Here is a 17,227-nt window from a genome sequence, read left to right as displayed (position 1 = left end):
CGAAGCTCACCCAAGGAAAGATGCATGATGGATAAGCCATTCTTCAACCTCTATTCGCACGATTTCGCCCGTGTCGCTGTCGCCAGCCCGCGCTGCAAGGTCGCCGACCCGGCGTTCAACGCCCAGCAGACGATCGCGCTGGCGCGCCAGGCGGCCGGGCAGGGCGCGGTCCTGGTCGCCTTCCCGGAACTGGGACTGTCCGCCTACACCTGCGACGACCTGTTCCACCAGCGCGCGCTGCTCGACGCCTGCCTGGCCGCGCTCGCCGACGTGGTCGCGGCGTCGAGCGAACTGCCGCTGGCCATGATCGTCGGCGTGCCGCTGCGCCTCAACCATACGCTGTTCAATTGCGCGGTGGTCGTGGCCGGCGGACGCATCCTGGGCGTGGTGCCGAAGAGCTATTTGCCCAATTATGGCGAATTTTACGAAATGCGGCAGTTCAGTCCCGCGGACAACACCGCCGTGACGCGGATCGGCCTGCTGGGACAGGACGTGCCCTTCGGTCCGGACCAACTGTTCGAGGTCGAAGGGTTGCCTTTGTTCCGCTTCCACGTCGAGATCTGCGAAGACGTCTGGGTGCCGGTGCCGCCATCCTCGTTCGCGGCGCTGGCCGGGGCCACGGTGCTGGTCAACCTGTCGGCCTCGAACATCGTGGTGGGCAAGAGTGGCTACCGCCACCAACTGGTCGGCCAGCAGTCGGCACGCTGCGTGGCGGCTTACCTGTACACCTCGGCCGGCCTGGGCGAATCGACCACCGACATGGGCTGGGACGGCCAGTCGCTAATCTATGAAAAAGGCGACATGCTGGCCGAGTCGCAGCGTTTCCTGCAGGATTCGCACATCATCTTCGCCGACGTCGACCTCGAGCGGCTGGCGCAGGACCGCATGCACGCGACCACCTTCGCGCAATCGGTGCGCCGCCACGCCGACGAAGTCGCCAGGTTCCGCATCCAGCGCTTCCCGCTGGCGCTGCCGCTGGACCGCGACCTGCCGCTGCAGCGCCTGGTCGAGCGCTTCCCCTACGTGCCGGCATCGAGCGCGCGGCGCGACGAGCGCTGCACCGAGGTCTACAACATCCAGGTACAGGCACTGCTGCAGCGGCTGCAATCCTCGGGCCACGAGAAGGTCGTGATCGGCATTTCCGGCGGCCTCGATTCGACCCACGCGCTGCTGGTCTGCGCCAAGGCGATGGACCGTCTCGGCCTGCCGCGCACCAACATCCTGGCGTACACCATGCCCGGCTTCGCCACCAGCGAACGCACGCTGCGCCAGGCGCGCGACCTGATGGCGGCGGTCGGCTGCACCGCGCGCGAAATCGACATCCGCCCGAGCTGCATCCAGATGCTGAAGGACCTCGGCCACCCGTACGCCGAGGGCAAGGAAGAATACGACGTCACCTTCGAGAACGTGCAGGCGGGCGAGCGCACCAGCCACCTGTTCCGCCTCGCCAACCACAACCACGCGATCGTGATCGGCACCGGTGATTTGTCCGAGCTGGCGCTGGGCTGGTGCACCTACGGTGTGGGCGACCACATGTCGCACTACAACGTGAATGCCAGCGTGCCCAAGACCCTGATCTCGCATCTGGTGCGCTGGGTGGCGGATACCAAGCAGATCGGCGACACCGGTTCCGACGTGCTGATCCAGGTGCTGGAAACCGAGATCAGCCCGGAACTGGTGCCCGCCAAGACCGGTACCGGCAAAGAGGCCGGCGACACGGCGGCCGGCAAACCGGCCCAGGTCACCGAGAACTTCATCGGTCCCTACGAACTGCAGGATTTCAACCTGTACTACATCCTGCGCTACGGCTTCGCGCCGACCAAGGTGGCCTTCCTGGCCTGGTCGGCTTGGCGCGACCGCGACCTCGGCCCGTGGCCGGAAGGCGGCAATCCGGCGCGTAACCAGTACGACCTGGCGGCGATCAAGAAAAACCTCGGCATCTTCCTGTGGCGCTTCTTCAAGACCAGCCAGTTCAAGCGCTCGTGCGTGCCGAACGGACCGAAGGTCGGCAATGGCGGCTCGCTGTCGCCGCGCGGCGACTGGCGCGCCCCCAGCGATTCCGAGGCCACCGTGTGGATGGAGCAGCTGGCCCGGATTCCGGATAACTGAGCCCGGCCGATGATCGAAGGCGCCGCCGTGCGCCCAACAAGAAAACCTGAAAGGAGCTTTACATGAAACAAATTACCTGCGTGATCAAGCCATTCAAGCTGGACGAAGTACGCGAGGCGCTGGCCGATGTCAACGTCACCGGCCTGACCGTGACCGAGGTGAAGGGCTTTGGCCGCCAGAAGGGCCATACCGAGCTGTATCGCGGCGCCGAGTACGTGGTCGATTTCCTGCCGAAGGTGAAGATCGAGGTGGTGGTCGACGATGCGATGACCGAGCAGGTTGTCGACGCCATCATCAAGGCGGCGCGCACCGGCAAGATCGGCGACGGCAAGATCTTCGTGCAGGACGTGGAACAGGTGATCCGCATCCGCACCGGCGAGACCGGGCCGGACGCGGTCTGACCATTCCGCTAAATTCGGGGTCAGAGCACAATTTGCGGACGATTCGGGACGATTCGGGGTCAGAGCGCTTTTAAGGGCAATGGCACGTGTTTATTTTGACGCGTGTTCCGTTGCGATCACGTCGTCATCCCGGCCGATCCTGCGCCAGTAGTGTTATCTGTCAATTTCCCAAAAAAGGCTCTGACCCCGAATTCCGGCAAAATTCTGCTCTGACCCCGAATTGGGGTTCAGCGGCCGAGGGTCAAATCGAATTTCCACGCCAGCAGCCGCGACAGCACGATGAACAGCGCGCTCGACCACAGCGCGATGTCCTTGTCCACGCCATAGATGCCCATGATCAGGAAGATCCAGTTGCCGACAAAGGCGCACAGGGCATAGGGTTTGCCGTCGCGGAAGACCATCGGCACTTCGTTGCAGACGATGTCGCGCAGGACGCCGCCGAAGATGCCGGTGATGACGCCCATCATCGACGCGATGAACAGCGGCATGCCGGCATCCAGCGCCGACGACACGCCGGCCACCGAAAACAAGCCAAGGCCGAAGGCGTCGGCGATCACGATCAGGCGTTCCGACACCATGTGGCGCATGGTGCGGATCAGCGGCGAGGCCACCAGTGCCAGCACGAAGATCAGGATCGCGTATTCCTGGTGGATGACCCAGAACAGGGGCCGCTTGTCGAGCAGGATGTCGCGCAGGGTGCCGCCCCCGAAAGCGGCGATGAAGGCGACCGTGAAGACCCCGACCAGGTCCATCCGCTTGCGGCGCGCTTCGATGAAGCCGGAAAAGGCGCCCACCAGGATCGCCATGATTTCAATGAATTTGAGTAGATGCATGCGGCAGCCGGGCTTGTGGCGCTATTGCTAGACTAGTTGCTAGACTAACATGCCGGGCCCGGCTGCGTAAGTATGCGCGGTGCTTACGACCTCAAGGCTGCGCAGCCTGGCGCGGCGCCAGCGGCAGCTTTACGGTGAAGATGACGCGGCCGTTCTCGTGGTGGTAGACGATTTCGCCCTGGTGTTCGCGCACGATCTGCTGGGCGATGTACAGGCCCAGGCCCATGCCGGTGCGGTTGCGCGGGTTGTTCAACGAGCTGCGCTTGTACGGATTGAACAGCGTGGCCTCGGCCTCCGGTGGGATCGGGGCGCCGGCATTCGACACGCACACTTCCGCCATGCCGTCCTGCACCGTCAGGCGGATCTTGATCGGCTGGTTCGGTTCGCCATGGTGGCGCGCGTTGCTGAGCAGGTTGGACACCACCTGGCCCAGGCGCGCATCGTCGCCCTGCACGAAGGCCGGGCCGATCGTGTGCAGGTCGTAGACGATGGTCGGGTAGGCCAGGCGCGCCTCCTCGACCATGTCCTCGACCAGCGGTGCCATGTCGACCGGCGCCAACGCTACGCCCAGACTGAGACCGCGGTCGATCCGGCTCATGTCCAGCACCTGGCTGATCATGCGCTGCATGCGGTTGCTGGACGACTGGATGCGCCGTCCCAGCGTGCCTTTGTTGTTGGCGCCGCCGGTCTTTTCCAGCACCATGCCGGCCATGTTAATGGAGTGCAGCGGATCGCGCAGGTCGTGCCCCAGCATCGCCAGCAACTGCGCACGGGTGGTTTCGGTCTGCGCGCGGCGCGCGTTCGATACCCGCATCAGTTCGCCCAGCGTCAGGCGCGCATGGGTCAGGATGACGTCTTCCCACGGATGGGCGCAACCGCGCACCGTCTCGTGCCAGGCGTCGAAGGAGCCGCGCGGGGTCAGGCGCGCGCCCATCGGGCCGACCTGTTCGCTCTTTTCGGGCCTGCCGCCCCAGGCGACGTTTTCCACCTGCTCGGTGCGCAGCAGCAGGCACCAGCCGCTGCTGGGCGGATCGAAGGGCAGGCCGAGCAGGCCGACCCACTTCCCGAGCGCCGCGCGGTCCTGTTCGGGCCAGTCGTGCACGCCCTTGCGCAGCAGCAGGTCGTGGGCGTCCGCCGGCAGCGAAGCGACGATGCGTTCGCCAGCGTCCTGGTCGATGCCGAGGCAGACCACGCGTTCGAACTGGCACACCACCATGGCCTGCGACTGGCTCGAGGCCATCAGTCCCTCGCCGTGCTTGACCAGCGCTTCGAGCGGGTCTTCCTCGAGCAGCAGCGATTCGACCAGGCTGGTGCGCACCTTGGCGTTGCGCTCGACCAGGGCGGCCTGGTCGTTCGATTCGATGCTCTGCACGGTCGAGCCGATCACTTGCGCCAGCACGTCGGCCGCCATGCGGATCGAGTAGGGCACGCGCTTCGGGCTCATGTGGTGGCAGGCGATCAGGCCCCACAGGCGGCCATTGATCACGATGGAGACGCTCATCGAGGCCGCCACACCCATGTTCTGCAGGTATTCGACGTGGATCGGCGACACGCTGCGCAGCACGCTATAGCTCATGTCGAGCGCCGGCGCGCCGGGTGCGCCCAGCAGGGGGACGGCGTCGTAGGTCATGTCGGCGATCATGCGCAGGGTGTTCAGCACATACAGGCGGCGCGCCTGCGGCGGGATGTCGCCGGCCGGGTAGCGCTGGCCGAGATACGCCACCAGTTCGTCCTGGCGCGCTTCGGCGACGACATTGCCGCTGTCGTCGCCGCGGAAGCGGTATGCCATCACGCGGTCGAAGCCGGTGAATTCACGCACCTGGCGCACGGCGGTACGCAAGAGGCCGTCGATGCTCTTCTGGCGGCGCAGGCGCTCGATCGAGCCGTGCGCCTTGATCGCGAACAGCGCCACCGCGTCGGTGGATTCCTCGCGCGCTTCGAATTCGACGATCACCCGGCCCTTGTGCGCATGCACCACGCAATCGTATTCGGACGCGCCGATGACGACCGCGGCCACCAGCGGCGCGGCACCGCCTTCGTGCATGGTGTCGAAGGTCTCGTGGACCAGTTCGGCCACCGAGGCCGGCAAGCCGAGCTGTTCGTAGTTGCGGCCGAGGGTCAGCGTCAGGCCGAGGCGCGTGTCGGCGTGTGCGCTCCAGCCTTCGACGGCGCCGTCGCTGTCGAGGAAGAACAGGGCACCGTGGGGCTGGATCGATCCGGGCAGGTGGATGGGTTCGTCCGCGCAGTTGAGCAAGTCGACACGCTGCGGAATCGCCATCGGTTCAGGCGTACTGGACATCACTCTCGACTCATTCCTTTACGTGTTGGCTACTCGGGTTTCTTGGAGAGCATCTTACAAGCTTTCATGCTCAAATTGCGCATATTACGCATATTTTGACACAAGGAAATGTCAATGTGGATTGTGGCGAATCCGTATTGAGCAGACTCAGGAACAAAGCTTGTAAATTAGTGCAACAGGGTCAGCGTTCGCGCTCGTCGAGCGCCGGCCGCAGCAGTACGATGAGGGCGCCGTTGCCGCCGTCGGCGCGGTTGGCCACGCAGAAGGCGACCGTCTCGCCGGTCTGCACCAGCCAGCTGTGGACCATGCCGCGCAGCACCGGTTCGCCGCCGGCCGAGCCGTAGCCGACACCGTGGATGATGCGCACGCAGCGTATCCCGTTTTTGTTGCTTCTACGCAAAAATGCATCGACCACGCGCCGCGCCAGGTCGCGCGTCAAGCCGTGCAAGTCGATTTCGTCCTCGACCGGCCAGTGACGCTTGCGTAGCTTTTTCACGACATCTGGACCGACGCCGGGCGCTGCCCAGCTGAGGGTCGGCTCTTCGTCGAGTAGGCCGTCAACGTCGAACTGGTCGGACAGCATCGATTCCGCCAGGATCGCCTGGACTTCGTCGTCGGTCGGCGGCCGGCGCGCCGCGGCCTGGCGCCGCAGCTCGGCTTCATGGGCCGGACGCCAGACGTAGCGGTCGGACTCTGGCATCGGGTTGACGTCCTTGACCGCCGTGCGGAACTCGACTGCATTTTCGCGTTCGGCCCGCTCGCGCTTCTCTCGCTCGGCTTTTTCGATGGCGCGCAGGCGTTCTTCGACCTTCAGACGGTCGCGGAAGGATTTGAGGTCGCCGAAGTCTTTCATGCCTGCCATCGAAAATTGTAAGAGTTACTCGAGTGCTTCCAGGTAGCGCTGGGCGTCCAGTGCGGCCATGCAGCCCGAACCCGACGACGTGATCGCCTGGCGGTACACATGGTCCTGCACGTCGCCGGCCGCGAACACGCCGGCCACGCTGGTGGCGGTCGCCATGCCCTCGGTGCCGCTGCGCGTCTTGATGTAGCCGTTGTGCATGTCCAGCTGGCCATCGAAGATCGCGGTGTTCGGCTTGTGGCCGATCGCCACGAACAGGCCGTGCACCTTGAGTTCCTTGATGGCGCCGTCGCCGGTGGCTTTCAGGCGCAGGCCGGTCACGCCGCTGGCGTCGCCGGTGACTTCGTCCAGGGTCTGGTTCAGTTCCAGCACGATCTTGCCTTCTTCAACCTTGTGCATCAGGCGATCGATCAGGATCGGTTCGGCGCGGAACTTGTCGCGGCGGTGGATCACGGTCACCTTGGTGGCGATGTTGGCCAGGTACAGCGCTTCCTCGACCGCGGTGTTGCCGCCGCCGATCACCGCCACTTCCTGGTTGCGGTAGAAGAAACCGTCGCAGGTGGCGCATGCGGACACGCCCTTGCCCATGAATTCCTGTTCGCTCGGCAGGCCGAGGTACTGGGCCGACGCGCCGGTGGCGATGATCAGGGCGTCGCAGGTGAACTCGTGCGAATCGCCGACCAGGCGAATCGGTTTTTCGTTCAGGTAAGTGGTATGGATATGATCGAAAACAATCTCGGTATTGAAACGCTCGGCATGCTGCAGCAGGCGCGCCATCAGTTCCGGGCCCTGCACGCCCAGCGGGTCGCCCGGCCAGTTCTCGACATCGGTGGTGGTCATCAGCTGGCCGCCTTGCTCGACGCCGGTCACGAGCATCGGATTGAGGTTGGCGCGTGCAGCGTAAACGGCGGCGCTGTAGCCGGCGGGGCCAGAACCGAGGATCAGGACTTTGGCGTGTTTGCGAGTGGTCATGTTGAACGTCTTATCAGGTGATGATGGGCGGCAAGTGGGGGCGCCGGTCATCGGAATCAAGGGGAATCGGACCGGAGATTATATTCGATGATGCAAACAAGCATGAATCGTGGGGCCTTCCCGGCCATATATGGCTTAGAATGAACATCTTTCGCTGTATCGGCTTCATTCAGTAGCATCTCGTATGAGCAAGAATAGTACTTCGACCGGTTCGACCTATACCCACAAGCCCCGGGCACCCCGGCAGCCGCTGCCGAACCGGCTCGTGCGCCTGCTCTCCGAGGCGCGCTGGCTGGCCACGGCCGTCGCCTTGTTGTATTTCGTCCTCATCCTGCTCAGTTATAACAAAGCCGATCCAGGCTGGTCGCACGAAAACGCGGTAGCCCACGTCGCCAACCTCGGCGGCCGCGCCGGCGCCTGGCTGGCGGACCTGCTGCTGTTCATCTTCGGCTTTTCGGCCTGGTGGCTGTGCGTCTGTTTCACGCGCGCCGTGTATAAAGGCTACCGCCGCCTGCACAGCCGCTTCGTGGTCGAGCAGCCGCTCCCCGAGCCCGAGCACCAGGGCGAGACCGTGATCCGCTGGGTCGGCTTCGCCCTGATGTTCGCCGGCAGCGTAGGACTCGAGTACCTGCGCATGTGGTCGCTCAAGGTCGAATTGCCGCGCGCGGCCGGCGGCGTGCTGGGCCAGCTGATCGGCCACGCCGCCCATACCGCCTTCGGCTTCACCGGGGCCACCCTGTTGCTGCTGCTGTTGTTCGGCCTCGGCTTTTCCTGGTATTTCCAGGTGTCCTGGCTGGCGACGGCCGAACGCATCGGCGAATCGGTCGAGCGTGGCTGGGACTGGTTCCGCCTGCGCTACGAAGACCGCGAAGACCGTGCGCTGGGCGAAGTCGCGGCGCACCGGCGCGACGAGGCGGTGGTGCACGAGCGTGCCAAGTTCGTCGAAAAGCACGGCAATGCGCCGGTGCTGAAGCACGAGCCCGCTGTCGGCCGCCATGTCGACACCCGTACGCCCGACGACGTGCTCGACGAGGAGCGCTTCGAAGAGCCGGCTGCGCAGCCGGGCTTCCTGGCCAAGGCCATGGCCAAGGTCAAGGCGAAGACGAAAACCGAGCCGGCCGCCGGCGAGGGCAGGGTGGAGCCGCATAGCGAGCCGCGCCAGGAGCCGCAGATTTCGCTGGCCAAGGCGCCGGCCGAACCGGCGCTCGACGACGAGCCTTTCCAGCAGCCGGCGCCGGCGCGGGCAGCCCCGGCCGCGCGTGCCGCTGCTGCCGCGCCGCAGCCGGCGGCTGCCGCACCGGCACCGTCCGCGATCAAGATCGAGCCGCAAATGGTCAGCGTGCCGCGTTCGGACCGCGCCGAAAAGGAACGCCAGACCGCGCTGTTCGAAGTCTCGGGCGATTCCACGCTGCCGCCGCTGGGCCTGCTGGATGAAGCGCCGCCGGCCCAGGAATCGGTCGCCATCGAGACCCTGGAATTCACCAGCCGCCTGATCGAGAAGAAGCTGTCCGACTTCGGCGTCGAAGCCAAGGTCGTGGCCGCCTACCCGGGTCCGGTCGTGACCCGTTACGAAATCGAGCCGGCCACCGGCGTCAAGGGCAGCCAGATCGTCAACCTGGCGCGCGACCTGGCGCGCTCGCTGTCGCTGACCTCGATCCGCGTGGTCGAGACCATCCCCGGCAAGAACTACATGGCGCTGGAACTGCCGAACCCGAAACGCCAGATCGTGCGCCTGACGGAAATCGTCGGCTCCAAGGTGTACGCCGACAGCGCCTCGGCGCTGACCGTGGCGCTGGGCAAGGACATCGCCGGCAAGCCGGTGGTGGCCGACCTGGCCAAGATGCCGCACCTGCTGGTCGCGGGTACCACCGGTTCCGGCAAGTCGGTGGGCATCAACGCCACCATCCTGTCGCTGCTGTACAAGGCCGACCCGGCCGACGTGCGCCTGATCCTGATCGACCCGAAGATGCTGGAAATGTCGGTGTACGAGGGCATTCCGCACTTGCTGGCGCCGGTCGTCACCGACATGCGCCAGGCCGGCCACGCGCTGAACTGGGCCGTCAACGAGATGGAGCGCCGGTACAAGTTGATGTCTAAATTGGGCGTGCGTAACCTGGCCGGCTACAACGGCAAGATCCTGGATGCGGCCAAGCGCGAGGAACACATCCCGAACCCGTTCTCGATCGTGCCGGACAATCCCGAGCCGCTGGAAAAGCTGCCGACCATCGTCATCATCATCGACGAGCTGGCCGACCTGATGATGGTGGTCGGCAAGAAGGTCGAGGAGCTGATCGCCCGTATCGCACAGAAGGCTCGTGCCGCCGGCATCCACCTGATTCTGGCGACCCAGCGTCCGTCGGTCGACGTGATCACCGGCCTGATCAAGGCCAACATCCCGACCCGTATCGCGTTCCAGGTGTCGTCCAAGATCGACTCGCGCACGATTCTCGACCAGATGGGCGCCGAGACGCTGCTCGGCATGGGCGACATGCTGTACATGCCGCCGGGTACCGGCTTGCCGGTGCGCGTGCACGGCGCCTTCGTGTCGGATGACGAAGTGCATCGAGTTGTAAAACATCTGCAATCGACCGGCGAACCGAATTACATTGAAGGCATCCTCGAAGGGGGCGTGGCGGAAGAAGGCGGCGCCGGCGAGGGCCCGGCGGCCGGCGAGGGCGGCGGCGAATCCGATGCGATGTACGACCAGGCGGTGCAGGTGGTGCTCAAGAACCGCCGTGCCTCGATCTCGCTGGTGCAGCGCCACCTGCGCATCGGCTACAACCGCGCCGCCCGCCTGCTCGAGCAGATGGAGCAGAGCGGGGTGGTGTCGCCGATGCAGTCGAACGGCAACCGCGACATTCTCGTGCCGGCGACCAGCGCCGAGTAAAACCGGCAACGTTAATGTTGCGCGTAGGGTGGACCGCTCCGCCGTTCGCGCGTTCAGTCAGTGCAAGCGCCGTATGAAAGCGTGGACGGGAGACCCGTCCACCCTACCGCCACCACCTCAGCCAAACCCCTTCGGCCAACAAAAACAGGAACACAACAATGACGCTGAAAACGACTCTTGCCACCCTGATCGCAACCGCCACCCTGGCCATCGGCACCCAGGCTTCCGCCGCCGCACTGGACCAGTTCAAATCCTTTGTCGCCGGCACCAAGTCCGCCCGCGGCGACTTCACCCAGACCCAGCTCCGCAAGACCACCGCCGGCAAGGCCGCGCCGCCCTCGACCGGTACCTTCGTGTTCGCCCGCCCCGGCAAGTTCATCTGGACCTACCAGAAGCCCTTCGAACAGGTGCTGCAGGCCGACGGCGACACCCTGTACCTGTACGACAAGGACCTCAACCAGGTGACCACCCGCAAGCTGGGCAACGCGCTGGGCAGCTCGCCGGCTGCGATCCTGTTCGGCAGCAACGACCTGGAAAAGAACTTCACGCTGGCCGAAGCCGGCACCCGCGACGGCCTCGAGTGGCTGAGCGCCACCCCGAAAACCAAGGACACCACCTTCGAGCAGATCGGCATCGGCCTGAAAGACGGCGTGCCCCAGGCGATGGAGCTGAAGGACAACTTCGGCCAGACCACGCTGCTGAAGTTCACCAGTTTCCAGCGCAACCCGTCGCTGGGCGCGCAAACCTTCAAGTTCGAGGTACCGAAGGGCGCCGAAGTCTCGCACCAGTAAGCCTGCGCTAACGGGGTATCGTCCTCATCCATTACACTTGCGTTTTCGTTATCCGGCCACACATACGCAAGATGGATAAGCACAACACTGACGACCTGTTCCGGACCGAACCCGCGGCGCCTCTGGCCGAAGCGCTGCGCCCGAAAACCATCGGCGAGGTGATCGGCCAGAGCCACCTGCTGGGCGAGGGCAAGCCGCTCAACCTGGTCTTCAAATCGGGGCGGCCGCACTCGATGATCCTGTGGGGGCCGCCGGGCGTGGGCAAGACCACGCTGGCGCGCCTGACGGCCAACGCCTTCGATTGCGAATTCATCGCGCTGTCGGCGGTGCTGTCCGGCGTCAAGGACATCCGTGCCTCCATTGAGCAGGCCGAGCAGTACCTGGCGCGCGGCAAGCACACCATCCTGTTCATCGACGAGATCCACCGCTTCAACAAATCGCAGCAGGATGCCTTGCTGCCCTTCGTGGAGAGCGGCCTGGTCACGCTGATCGGCGCCACCACTGAAAACCCTTCGTTCGAAGTCAATTCGGCACTGCTGTCGCGCTCCCAGGTCTACGTGCTCAAGGCGCTGGACGACGACGAGATGCGCCAGCTGCTGGCGCGCGCGCAGGAGCGGGTGCTGGGCCACCTGCAATTCGACGAGGTGGCGGTGCAGACCCTGGTCGGCTACGCCGACGGCGATGCGCGGCGTTTCCTCAACCTGCTGGAGCAGACCAAGACCTCGGCGGAAACGTCCGGCATCACCCGCATCACCGGCGAATTCGTCGAGAACGCGCTGACCCTGAACGCGCGCCGCTTCGACAAGGGCGGCGACAATTTCTACGACCAGATCTCGGCCCTGCACAAGTCGGTGCGCGGCTCGCACCCGGACGCCGCGCTCTACTGGCTGTGCCGCATGCTGGATGGCGGCGCCGACGCCAAATACCTGTCGCGCCGCATCGTGCGCATGGCCTGGGAAGACATCGGCCTGGCCGACCCGCGCGCGATCCAGATCGCCAACGACGCCGCGACCACCTACGAACGCCTGGGGTCGCCCGAAGGCGAACTGGCGCTGGGCCAGGCCGTGATCTACCTGGCGATCGCGGCCAAGAGCAACGCCGGCTACAACGCCTTCAATGCCGCGATGGCCTTTGTGCGCAAGGACAAGTCGCGCGAGGTGCCGGTGCACCTGCGCAATGCGCCGACCAAGTTGATGAAGGAACTCGGCTACGGCCATGCCTACCGCTATGCCCACGACGAGCCGCATGCGTACGCGGCCGGCGAAACCTACCTGCCGGACGGGATGCCGGAGCCGCGCTGGTACCAGCCGGTGCCGCGCGGGATCGAGGGCAAGGTGGCCGACAAGCTGGCCTTCCTGCGCCAGCTGGATGCGGACGCCGGCGAAGACTGATCCGCGCCGTTGATATAAAAAAAGCCCCGCGAAGGTCCGGCCGTCGCGGGGCTTTTACTTTTTACGCCCTATCGACCAGCGCGTGCTTGGATTCAGAAGCTTTCGTAGGCACCGATATCGAAGGCGCCGCCTTTCGGACGCGCCACGCCGAGGATGTCGGTAGCGGGGGCGCCGCTGGCGATACCCTTGTTCACGGCTGGCGAGCCGCTCTGCAGGCGGTAGTCGCCGGTACCGGTCGGGTTGTAGCTGACGAACTTCGGATCGGCGCTGATGGTGCCGGTCGCGCTGCCTTTCAGCATGCCGACGTTGGTCTTGCTGCCGTAGACCAGGTTATTCGACACCACGTTACCGGTACCGATGCAGGTCGCACCCGAGTAGCAGTACTGCTGGATGCCGCCGCGCGGGTTGTTGTACACGATGTTGTTCAGTACCTTGACGTTGTTCAGCAGGACACCGCCCGGCGAGTCGCCCACGCCGATCACGATGCCGCCGCCCATGCCGGCCGAGCCGTTGGCGAAGACCGTGTTGTTGGCGATGGTAGTGCCGCTGGCGGCGTGCCACAGGTGGATACCGAAGGACGAGACGCGGTAGACGACGTTGTTCATGATCTTGCCGCCGGTGTTCGACGAGTACAGGCCTTGCACGCCGTTGCAGCTGCCCGGGGTACCGATGTCGTGCACGACGTTGCCGATCATGTCGCCGTTGGTGCTGCCGTAGGTGGCATTGACCACGCCCGCACCGCCATCGCCGGTGCACCCGCCCGACAGGGTCAGGTTGTGGATGTGGTTGTTGGCAACCAGCGTGTTCGACGCGTAGTTCAGGATGCCGAGGCGGCCCGGACCGCGGATGTCGAAGCCGCTGATGTCGACGTAGTTACCGTTGTTGGTCCACATGGCTTCGGAACCGGTGCCGACGATCTTGGCGCCCCACTTGGTGTCGGACACGAAGCTGATGCGGGCAGTTGCGGTGCCGCTGGTCTTGGTGCTGACGTTGCCGTTGTAAGTGCCGGCGGCGACGTGGACGGTGGTGCCGGCCTTGGCGACAGAGGCAGCCTTGTTGATGGTCTTGAACGGCGCGGCCTGGGTACCGGTGTTCGAATCCGAACCGGTGGTTGCCACGTACAGATGGTAGGTGCTGGTGGTGGCGTTCGGGGTCGCGCTGGTGAGGGTGGCCAGCAGTTTGGTGCCACCGTCGGCCTGGGCAGCGCCGGCTGCGGCGCTGTCGGCCTGGATCTGGGCCGGGGCCGCCGACACGGCGGATGCGGCTTGCACTTCTTTTTCGTAACCGTCGACATTGAAGCTGGCGGCGCTCAGCGGTGCGGCAGCGGCTGCGGTCGCAGCGGCGTCGACCAGGACGGCACCCTTGTCGGCATTGGCGACGGCAAGCTTGGCCGCGGTCTGGGCAGCGGCGCTGCTGCCGGCGTCGGTACCGCCGCAGGCGGCGAGCAGGACGGCTGCGCTGCAGGCGACGAGGGTGTTGGTACGGTGGGCGAAGAGAGAAGCGATTGCGTGTTTCATCTAGGGAAGTTCCTTGAATCAAGAAGTCATTGATACTGCTTTTGAGCCCAGGAAACTTCCTAAGTTCAATCTTTTCGTAAAAAAATTTTCCGTATGAATGAAATTGCAAGGTCTGATTTCGAATATGAAATGGAACACCGCATATTGTTCAGTTCATTGGCGGACGCCGCCGCGTGAGCCGCCTTTGCCTGCTATCCAAGGTGCCTGGCCAAATAAAGAAGCCCTGCCACGGCATCACCGTGGCAGGGCTTGTAGTCGGCGTCCGGCAGCAGGTGCCGGACGTCGTGTGCCGAGCTTGCGCTAGCGGGCGATCAGAAGCTCTCGTAGGCGCCGAGGTCGAAGGCGCCGCCTTTCGGACGGGCCACGCCGAGGATGTCGACCGCCGGGGCGCCGCTGGCGGTACCCTTGTTCACGGCCGGGGAGCCGCTTTGCAGGCGGTAGTCGCCGGTGCCGGTCGGGTTGTAGCTGACGAACTTCGGATCGGCGCTGATGGTGCCGGTCGCGCTGCCCTTGAGCATGCCGACGTTGGTGGTGCTGCCGTAGACCAGGTTGTTCGACACCACGTTACCGGTACCGATGCAGGTCGCACCCGAGTAGCAATACTGCTGGATGCCGCCGCGCGGGTTGTTGTACACGATGTTGTTGATCACCTTGACGTTGTTCAGCAGGACACCGCCCGGCGAGTCGCCCACGCCGATCACGATGCCGCCGCCCATGCCGGCCGAGCCGTTGGCGAAGACCGTGTTGTTGGCGATGGTGGTGCCGCTGGCGGCGTGCCACAGGTGGATACCGAAGGACGAGACGCGGTAGACGACGTTGTTGGCGATGGTGCCGCCGGTGTTCGACGAGTACAGGCCTTGCACGCCGTTGCAGCCGCCCGGCTTGCCGATGTCGTGCACGACGTTGCCGATCATGTCGCCGTTGGTGCTGCCGTAGGTGGCATTGACCACGCCTGCACCGCCGTCGCCGGTACAGCCGCCCGACAGGGTCAGGTTGTGGATGTGGTTGTTGGCAACCAGCGTGTTCGACGCGTAGTTCAGGATGCCGAGGCGGCCTGGACCGGTGATGTCGAAACCGTTGATTTCGACATAGTTGCCGTTGTTGGTCCACATGGCTTCGGAACCGGTGCCGACGATCTTGGCGCCCCACTTGGTGTCGGACACGAAGCGGATCTTGCCCGATGCGCTGCCGCTGGTCTTGGTGCTGACGTTGCCGTTATAGGTGCCGGCGGCGACGTGGACGGTGGTGCTGGCCTTGGCAACCGAGGCGGCCTTGGTGATGGTCTTGAACGGCGCAGCCTTGGTACCGCTGTTCGAGTCCGAACCCGTAGTCGAGACGTACAGGTGATAGGCCGACGGATCGGCTGCCGGCGCCGGTGTGGCCGCCTGCAGGTTCTTGTACTCCGCGCTGTTCAGGAATTCGTTCTTGACGCCGTCGATCGGGAGGCCGGCGTTTACTTGCTGGACCCAGAACTGCAGGCCGCCGCTGTCCGGCTCGCGATTGAGCAAGGTGCGGTACAGGTCGGTGACCTGGGTGGTGGCGTCGGTGCCGGTGGTGGCCGACGAGATCGTCGCCAGCAGGCGGGTGGTTTGCGGTGCGGTGGCAGTGGCCGAGGCATGCTCGAAAGCGCCGGTACCTGCGCTTTCTTCCGTCAACGCCGCGGTCTGGCCGGCGGCGGCAACAGTTGCTTCGGATACGTTCGCGCTCTGGACACCGTGCGACAGGGTCGCGGTGTCGGTCTTGCTGCCGCTGGTATCAGCACCACAAGCGGTCAGGAGGACGGCGGCGCTGCAGCAGAGCAGTGCGCTGGCGTGAACATTCGAAGCAAAAGTGACGATTCGTTTCATTGGGAAAATCCTTCTCAAAAAATTGAAATACGGAAGCTTTGAGCGGTGGAAACTTCCTAAGTTCAATCTTTTTGAAAAAGAATTTTCCCTGGGATATAACTTACCTAATAAGGTTTTCCTAAATGGAATTTATATTGGGGAACATATATCGATAAATCACGATGCATCCGCCGTAATTAAATGCGAACGGACAAGCTATTGATTCCAAAAGATTTTCTTTTGGAAAATAGAATTGTTTGAACGATATGGGAAGGCAAGAAAGCGGAACGCGAGCGCACATCATGCGCATGGCTTGCGTGCGGCGTGATGAAAGGCAGGTATGGAATGGATCAGTGTTTCGAATCGGTGCCGAGATCGATTGCGGCCCCGTAGCCAAGCGCAGGCGAATTCCGTTTCAAAAGATAATTGCCACTGCCATCGGGCCGGAAGTCGATAAAGTGCGGATCGTCGGCAATGGTGCCGGTGGCCTTTCCGACACGCATCTGGATGCCTAGGCCGTTGCCATACACCACATTGTCGGCCACCACGTTCCCGGCACCGATGCAGGCTTCGTCGGGATTGCAGTACTGCTGGATCGACGCGCGCGGGTTCCAGGCGACGATATTGTTGGCGATGCGGGTTCCGGTCAGCCTCATGCCGCCGGGACTGTCGCCGGTACCGACCACGATGCCGCCGCCGATCCTGTCCGAACCGTTGGCGAACACGGTGTTATTGGTAATAACGACCTGGTCGGCGGCATGCCATAGATGGATGCCCCAGGCCGCGGCGCGGTAAACAATATTGTTCTCGATGCGGCCGTGCAGGTTCGAGTAATAGATACCGTGCACGCCCTGGCAGGCACCTGGGACGCCGATGTCGTGCACCACGTTGCCGACGATCTCGCCATGCGAACCCTTGTAGTTGGCGTTCACGATGCCGCCGCCGCCATCCCCGGTGCAGCCGCCCGAGACCTGCAGGTCGTGCACGTGGTTGTCGCGCATGCGTACCCACGATCCATAATTCAGCAGCCCGATGCGCCCGCTGCCGCTGAGATCGAAGCCGGCAATCTCGACGTGGCGGCCGTGGTTGATCCAGACCGCCTCGGTGCCGTTGCCGATGATGCGCGCACCCCATCTGACTGTGGAGAGGTAGCGGACACGCGCGCCGGGACGCCCGCTGGCGGTGGTCTTGACGTTTTCCGGATAGACCCCCGGCGCGACCTGTACCGTGGTGCCGGCCGCGCCTCCGGCAGCCCGTGCCGCCGCTGCACCCAGTGTGCGCAGCGGCGCGCGCCGCGTACCCGGATTGGCGTCGTCGCCGCCGGGCGCCACCCACAGCGTGC

The 17,227-nt window shown here is 64.4% G+C and carries 12 protein-coding genes; 5 read left to right on the top strand and 7 right to left on the bottom strand.

Annotated features, from left to right (window positions below; translation table 11 throughout):
* The first annotated feature begins 27 nt into the window (after positions 1-27).
* Both U1H99_RS28285 and U1H99_RS28280 read left to right on the top strand, forming a co-directional pair.
* The gene (locus U1H99_RS28285; RefSeq protein WP_323144390.1) at positions 28-2,109 is read left to right on the top strand and encodes an NAD(+) synthase; all 2,082 of its coding nucleotides are present in this window, start codon (positions 28-30) and stop codon (positions 2,107-2,109) included.
* A 62-nt stretch (positions 2,110-2,171) separates the two neighbouring features.
* Positions 2,172-2,510 carry a P-II family nitrogen regulator gene (locus tag U1H99_RS28280; RefSeq protein ID WP_141828877.1) on the top strand — a complete coding sequence of 113 codons (339 nt, stop codon included), beginning with the start codon at positions 2,172-2,174 and terminating at the stop codon, positions 2,508-2,510.
* A gap of 227 nt (positions 2,511-2,737) precedes the next feature.
* Here the strand turns inward: U1H99_RS28280 and U1H99_RS28275 are convergent, their stop codons facing one another.
* From U1H99_RS28275 to trxB, 4 genes are all read right to left on the bottom strand, one after another.
* Positions 2,738-3,343: a trimeric intracellular cation channel family protein gene (locus U1H99_RS28275; RefSeq protein WP_323144145.1), complete on the bottom strand. Its 606-nt coding sequence runs from the start codon at positions 3,341-3,343 to the stop codon at positions 2,738-2,740.
* Positions 3,344-3,434: 91 nt separating this feature from the next.
* Positions 3,435-5,642 (bottom strand): ATP-binding protein, encoded by a 2,208-nt coding sequence (locus U1H99_RS28270; protein WP_323144146.1) that lies wholly within the window; start codon positions 5,640-5,642, stop codon positions 3,435-3,437.
* A gap of 181 nt (positions 5,643-5,823) precedes the next feature.
* Positions 5,824-6,495 (bottom strand): Smr/MutS family protein, encoded by a 672-nt coding sequence (locus U1H99_RS28265; RefSeq protein WP_323144147.1) that lies wholly within the window; start codon positions 6,493-6,495, stop codon positions 5,824-5,826.
* A gap of 24 nt (positions 6,496-6,519) precedes the next feature.
* Entirely contained in the window at positions 6,520-7,473 is a 954-nt protein-coding gene (gene trxB / locus U1H99_RS28260; protein ID WP_323144148.1) for a thioredoxin-disulfide reductase, read from the bottom strand.
* 184 nt (positions 7,474-7,657) lie between these two features.
* Here trxB and U1H99_RS28255 point away from each other — a divergent pair, with 184 nt between their 5' ends.
* The 3 genes from U1H99_RS28255 to U1H99_RS28245 all read left to right on the top strand — a co-directional run bounded on the left by U1H99_RS28255 (position 7,658) and on the right by U1H99_RS28245 (position 12,542).
* Positions 7,658-10,360, top strand: coding sequence for a DNA translocase FtsK (locus tag U1H99_RS28255; RefSeq protein ID WP_323144149.1), 2,703 nt, complete (start codon positions 7,658-7,660; stop codon positions 10,358-10,360).
* Between the two features lie 158 nt (positions 10,361-10,518).
* The gene (lolA, locus tag U1H99_RS28250; protein ID WP_323144150.1) at positions 10,519-11,151 is read left to right on the top strand and encodes an outer membrane lipoprotein chaperone LolA; all 633 of its coding nucleotides are present in this window, start codon (positions 10,519-10,521) and stop codon (positions 11,149-11,151) included.
* 71 nt (positions 11,152-11,222) lie between these two features.
* Complete coding sequence (locus U1H99_RS28245) at positions 11,223-12,542, top strand: replication-associated recombination protein A (RefSeq protein WP_323144151.1); 1,320 nt, start codon at positions 11,223-11,225, stop codon at positions 12,540-12,542.
* A gap of 92 nt (positions 12,543-12,634) precedes the next feature.
* Here the strand turns inward: U1H99_RS28245 and U1H99_RS28240 are convergent, their stop codons facing one another.
* The 3 genes from U1H99_RS28240 to U1H99_RS28230 form a co-directional block, all read right to left on the bottom strand.
* Complete coding sequence (locus tag U1H99_RS28240) at positions 12,635-14,059, bottom strand: choice-of-anchor Q domain-containing protein (protein WP_323144152.1); 1,425 nt, start codon at positions 14,057-14,059, stop codon at positions 12,635-12,637.
* A 311-nt stretch (positions 14,060-14,370) separates the two neighbouring features.
* The gene (locus tag U1H99_RS28235) at positions 14,371-15,906 is read right to left on the bottom strand and encodes a choice-of-anchor Q domain-containing protein (RefSeq protein WP_323144153.1); all 1,536 of its coding nucleotides are present in this window, start codon (positions 15,904-15,906) and stop codon (positions 14,371-14,373) included.
* Positions 15,907-16,235: 329 nt separating this feature from the next.
* Positions 16,236-17,227, bottom strand: a 992-nt coding sequence (locus tag U1H99_RS28230; RefSeq protein ID WP_323144939.1) for a right-handed parallel beta-helix repeat-containing protein, incomplete at its 5' end; no start/stop codon positions are given.

It is taken from the genome of Massilia phyllosphaerae, assembly GCF_034659755.1.
Classification (GTDB): Bacteria; Pseudomonadota; Gammaproteobacteria; order Burkholderiales; family Burkholderiaceae_D; genus Telluria; species Telluria phyllosphaerae.
The sequence above is the reverse complement of the archived record's forward strand: the minus strand, read 5'-3'. Positions and strand labels throughout refer to the sequence as shown.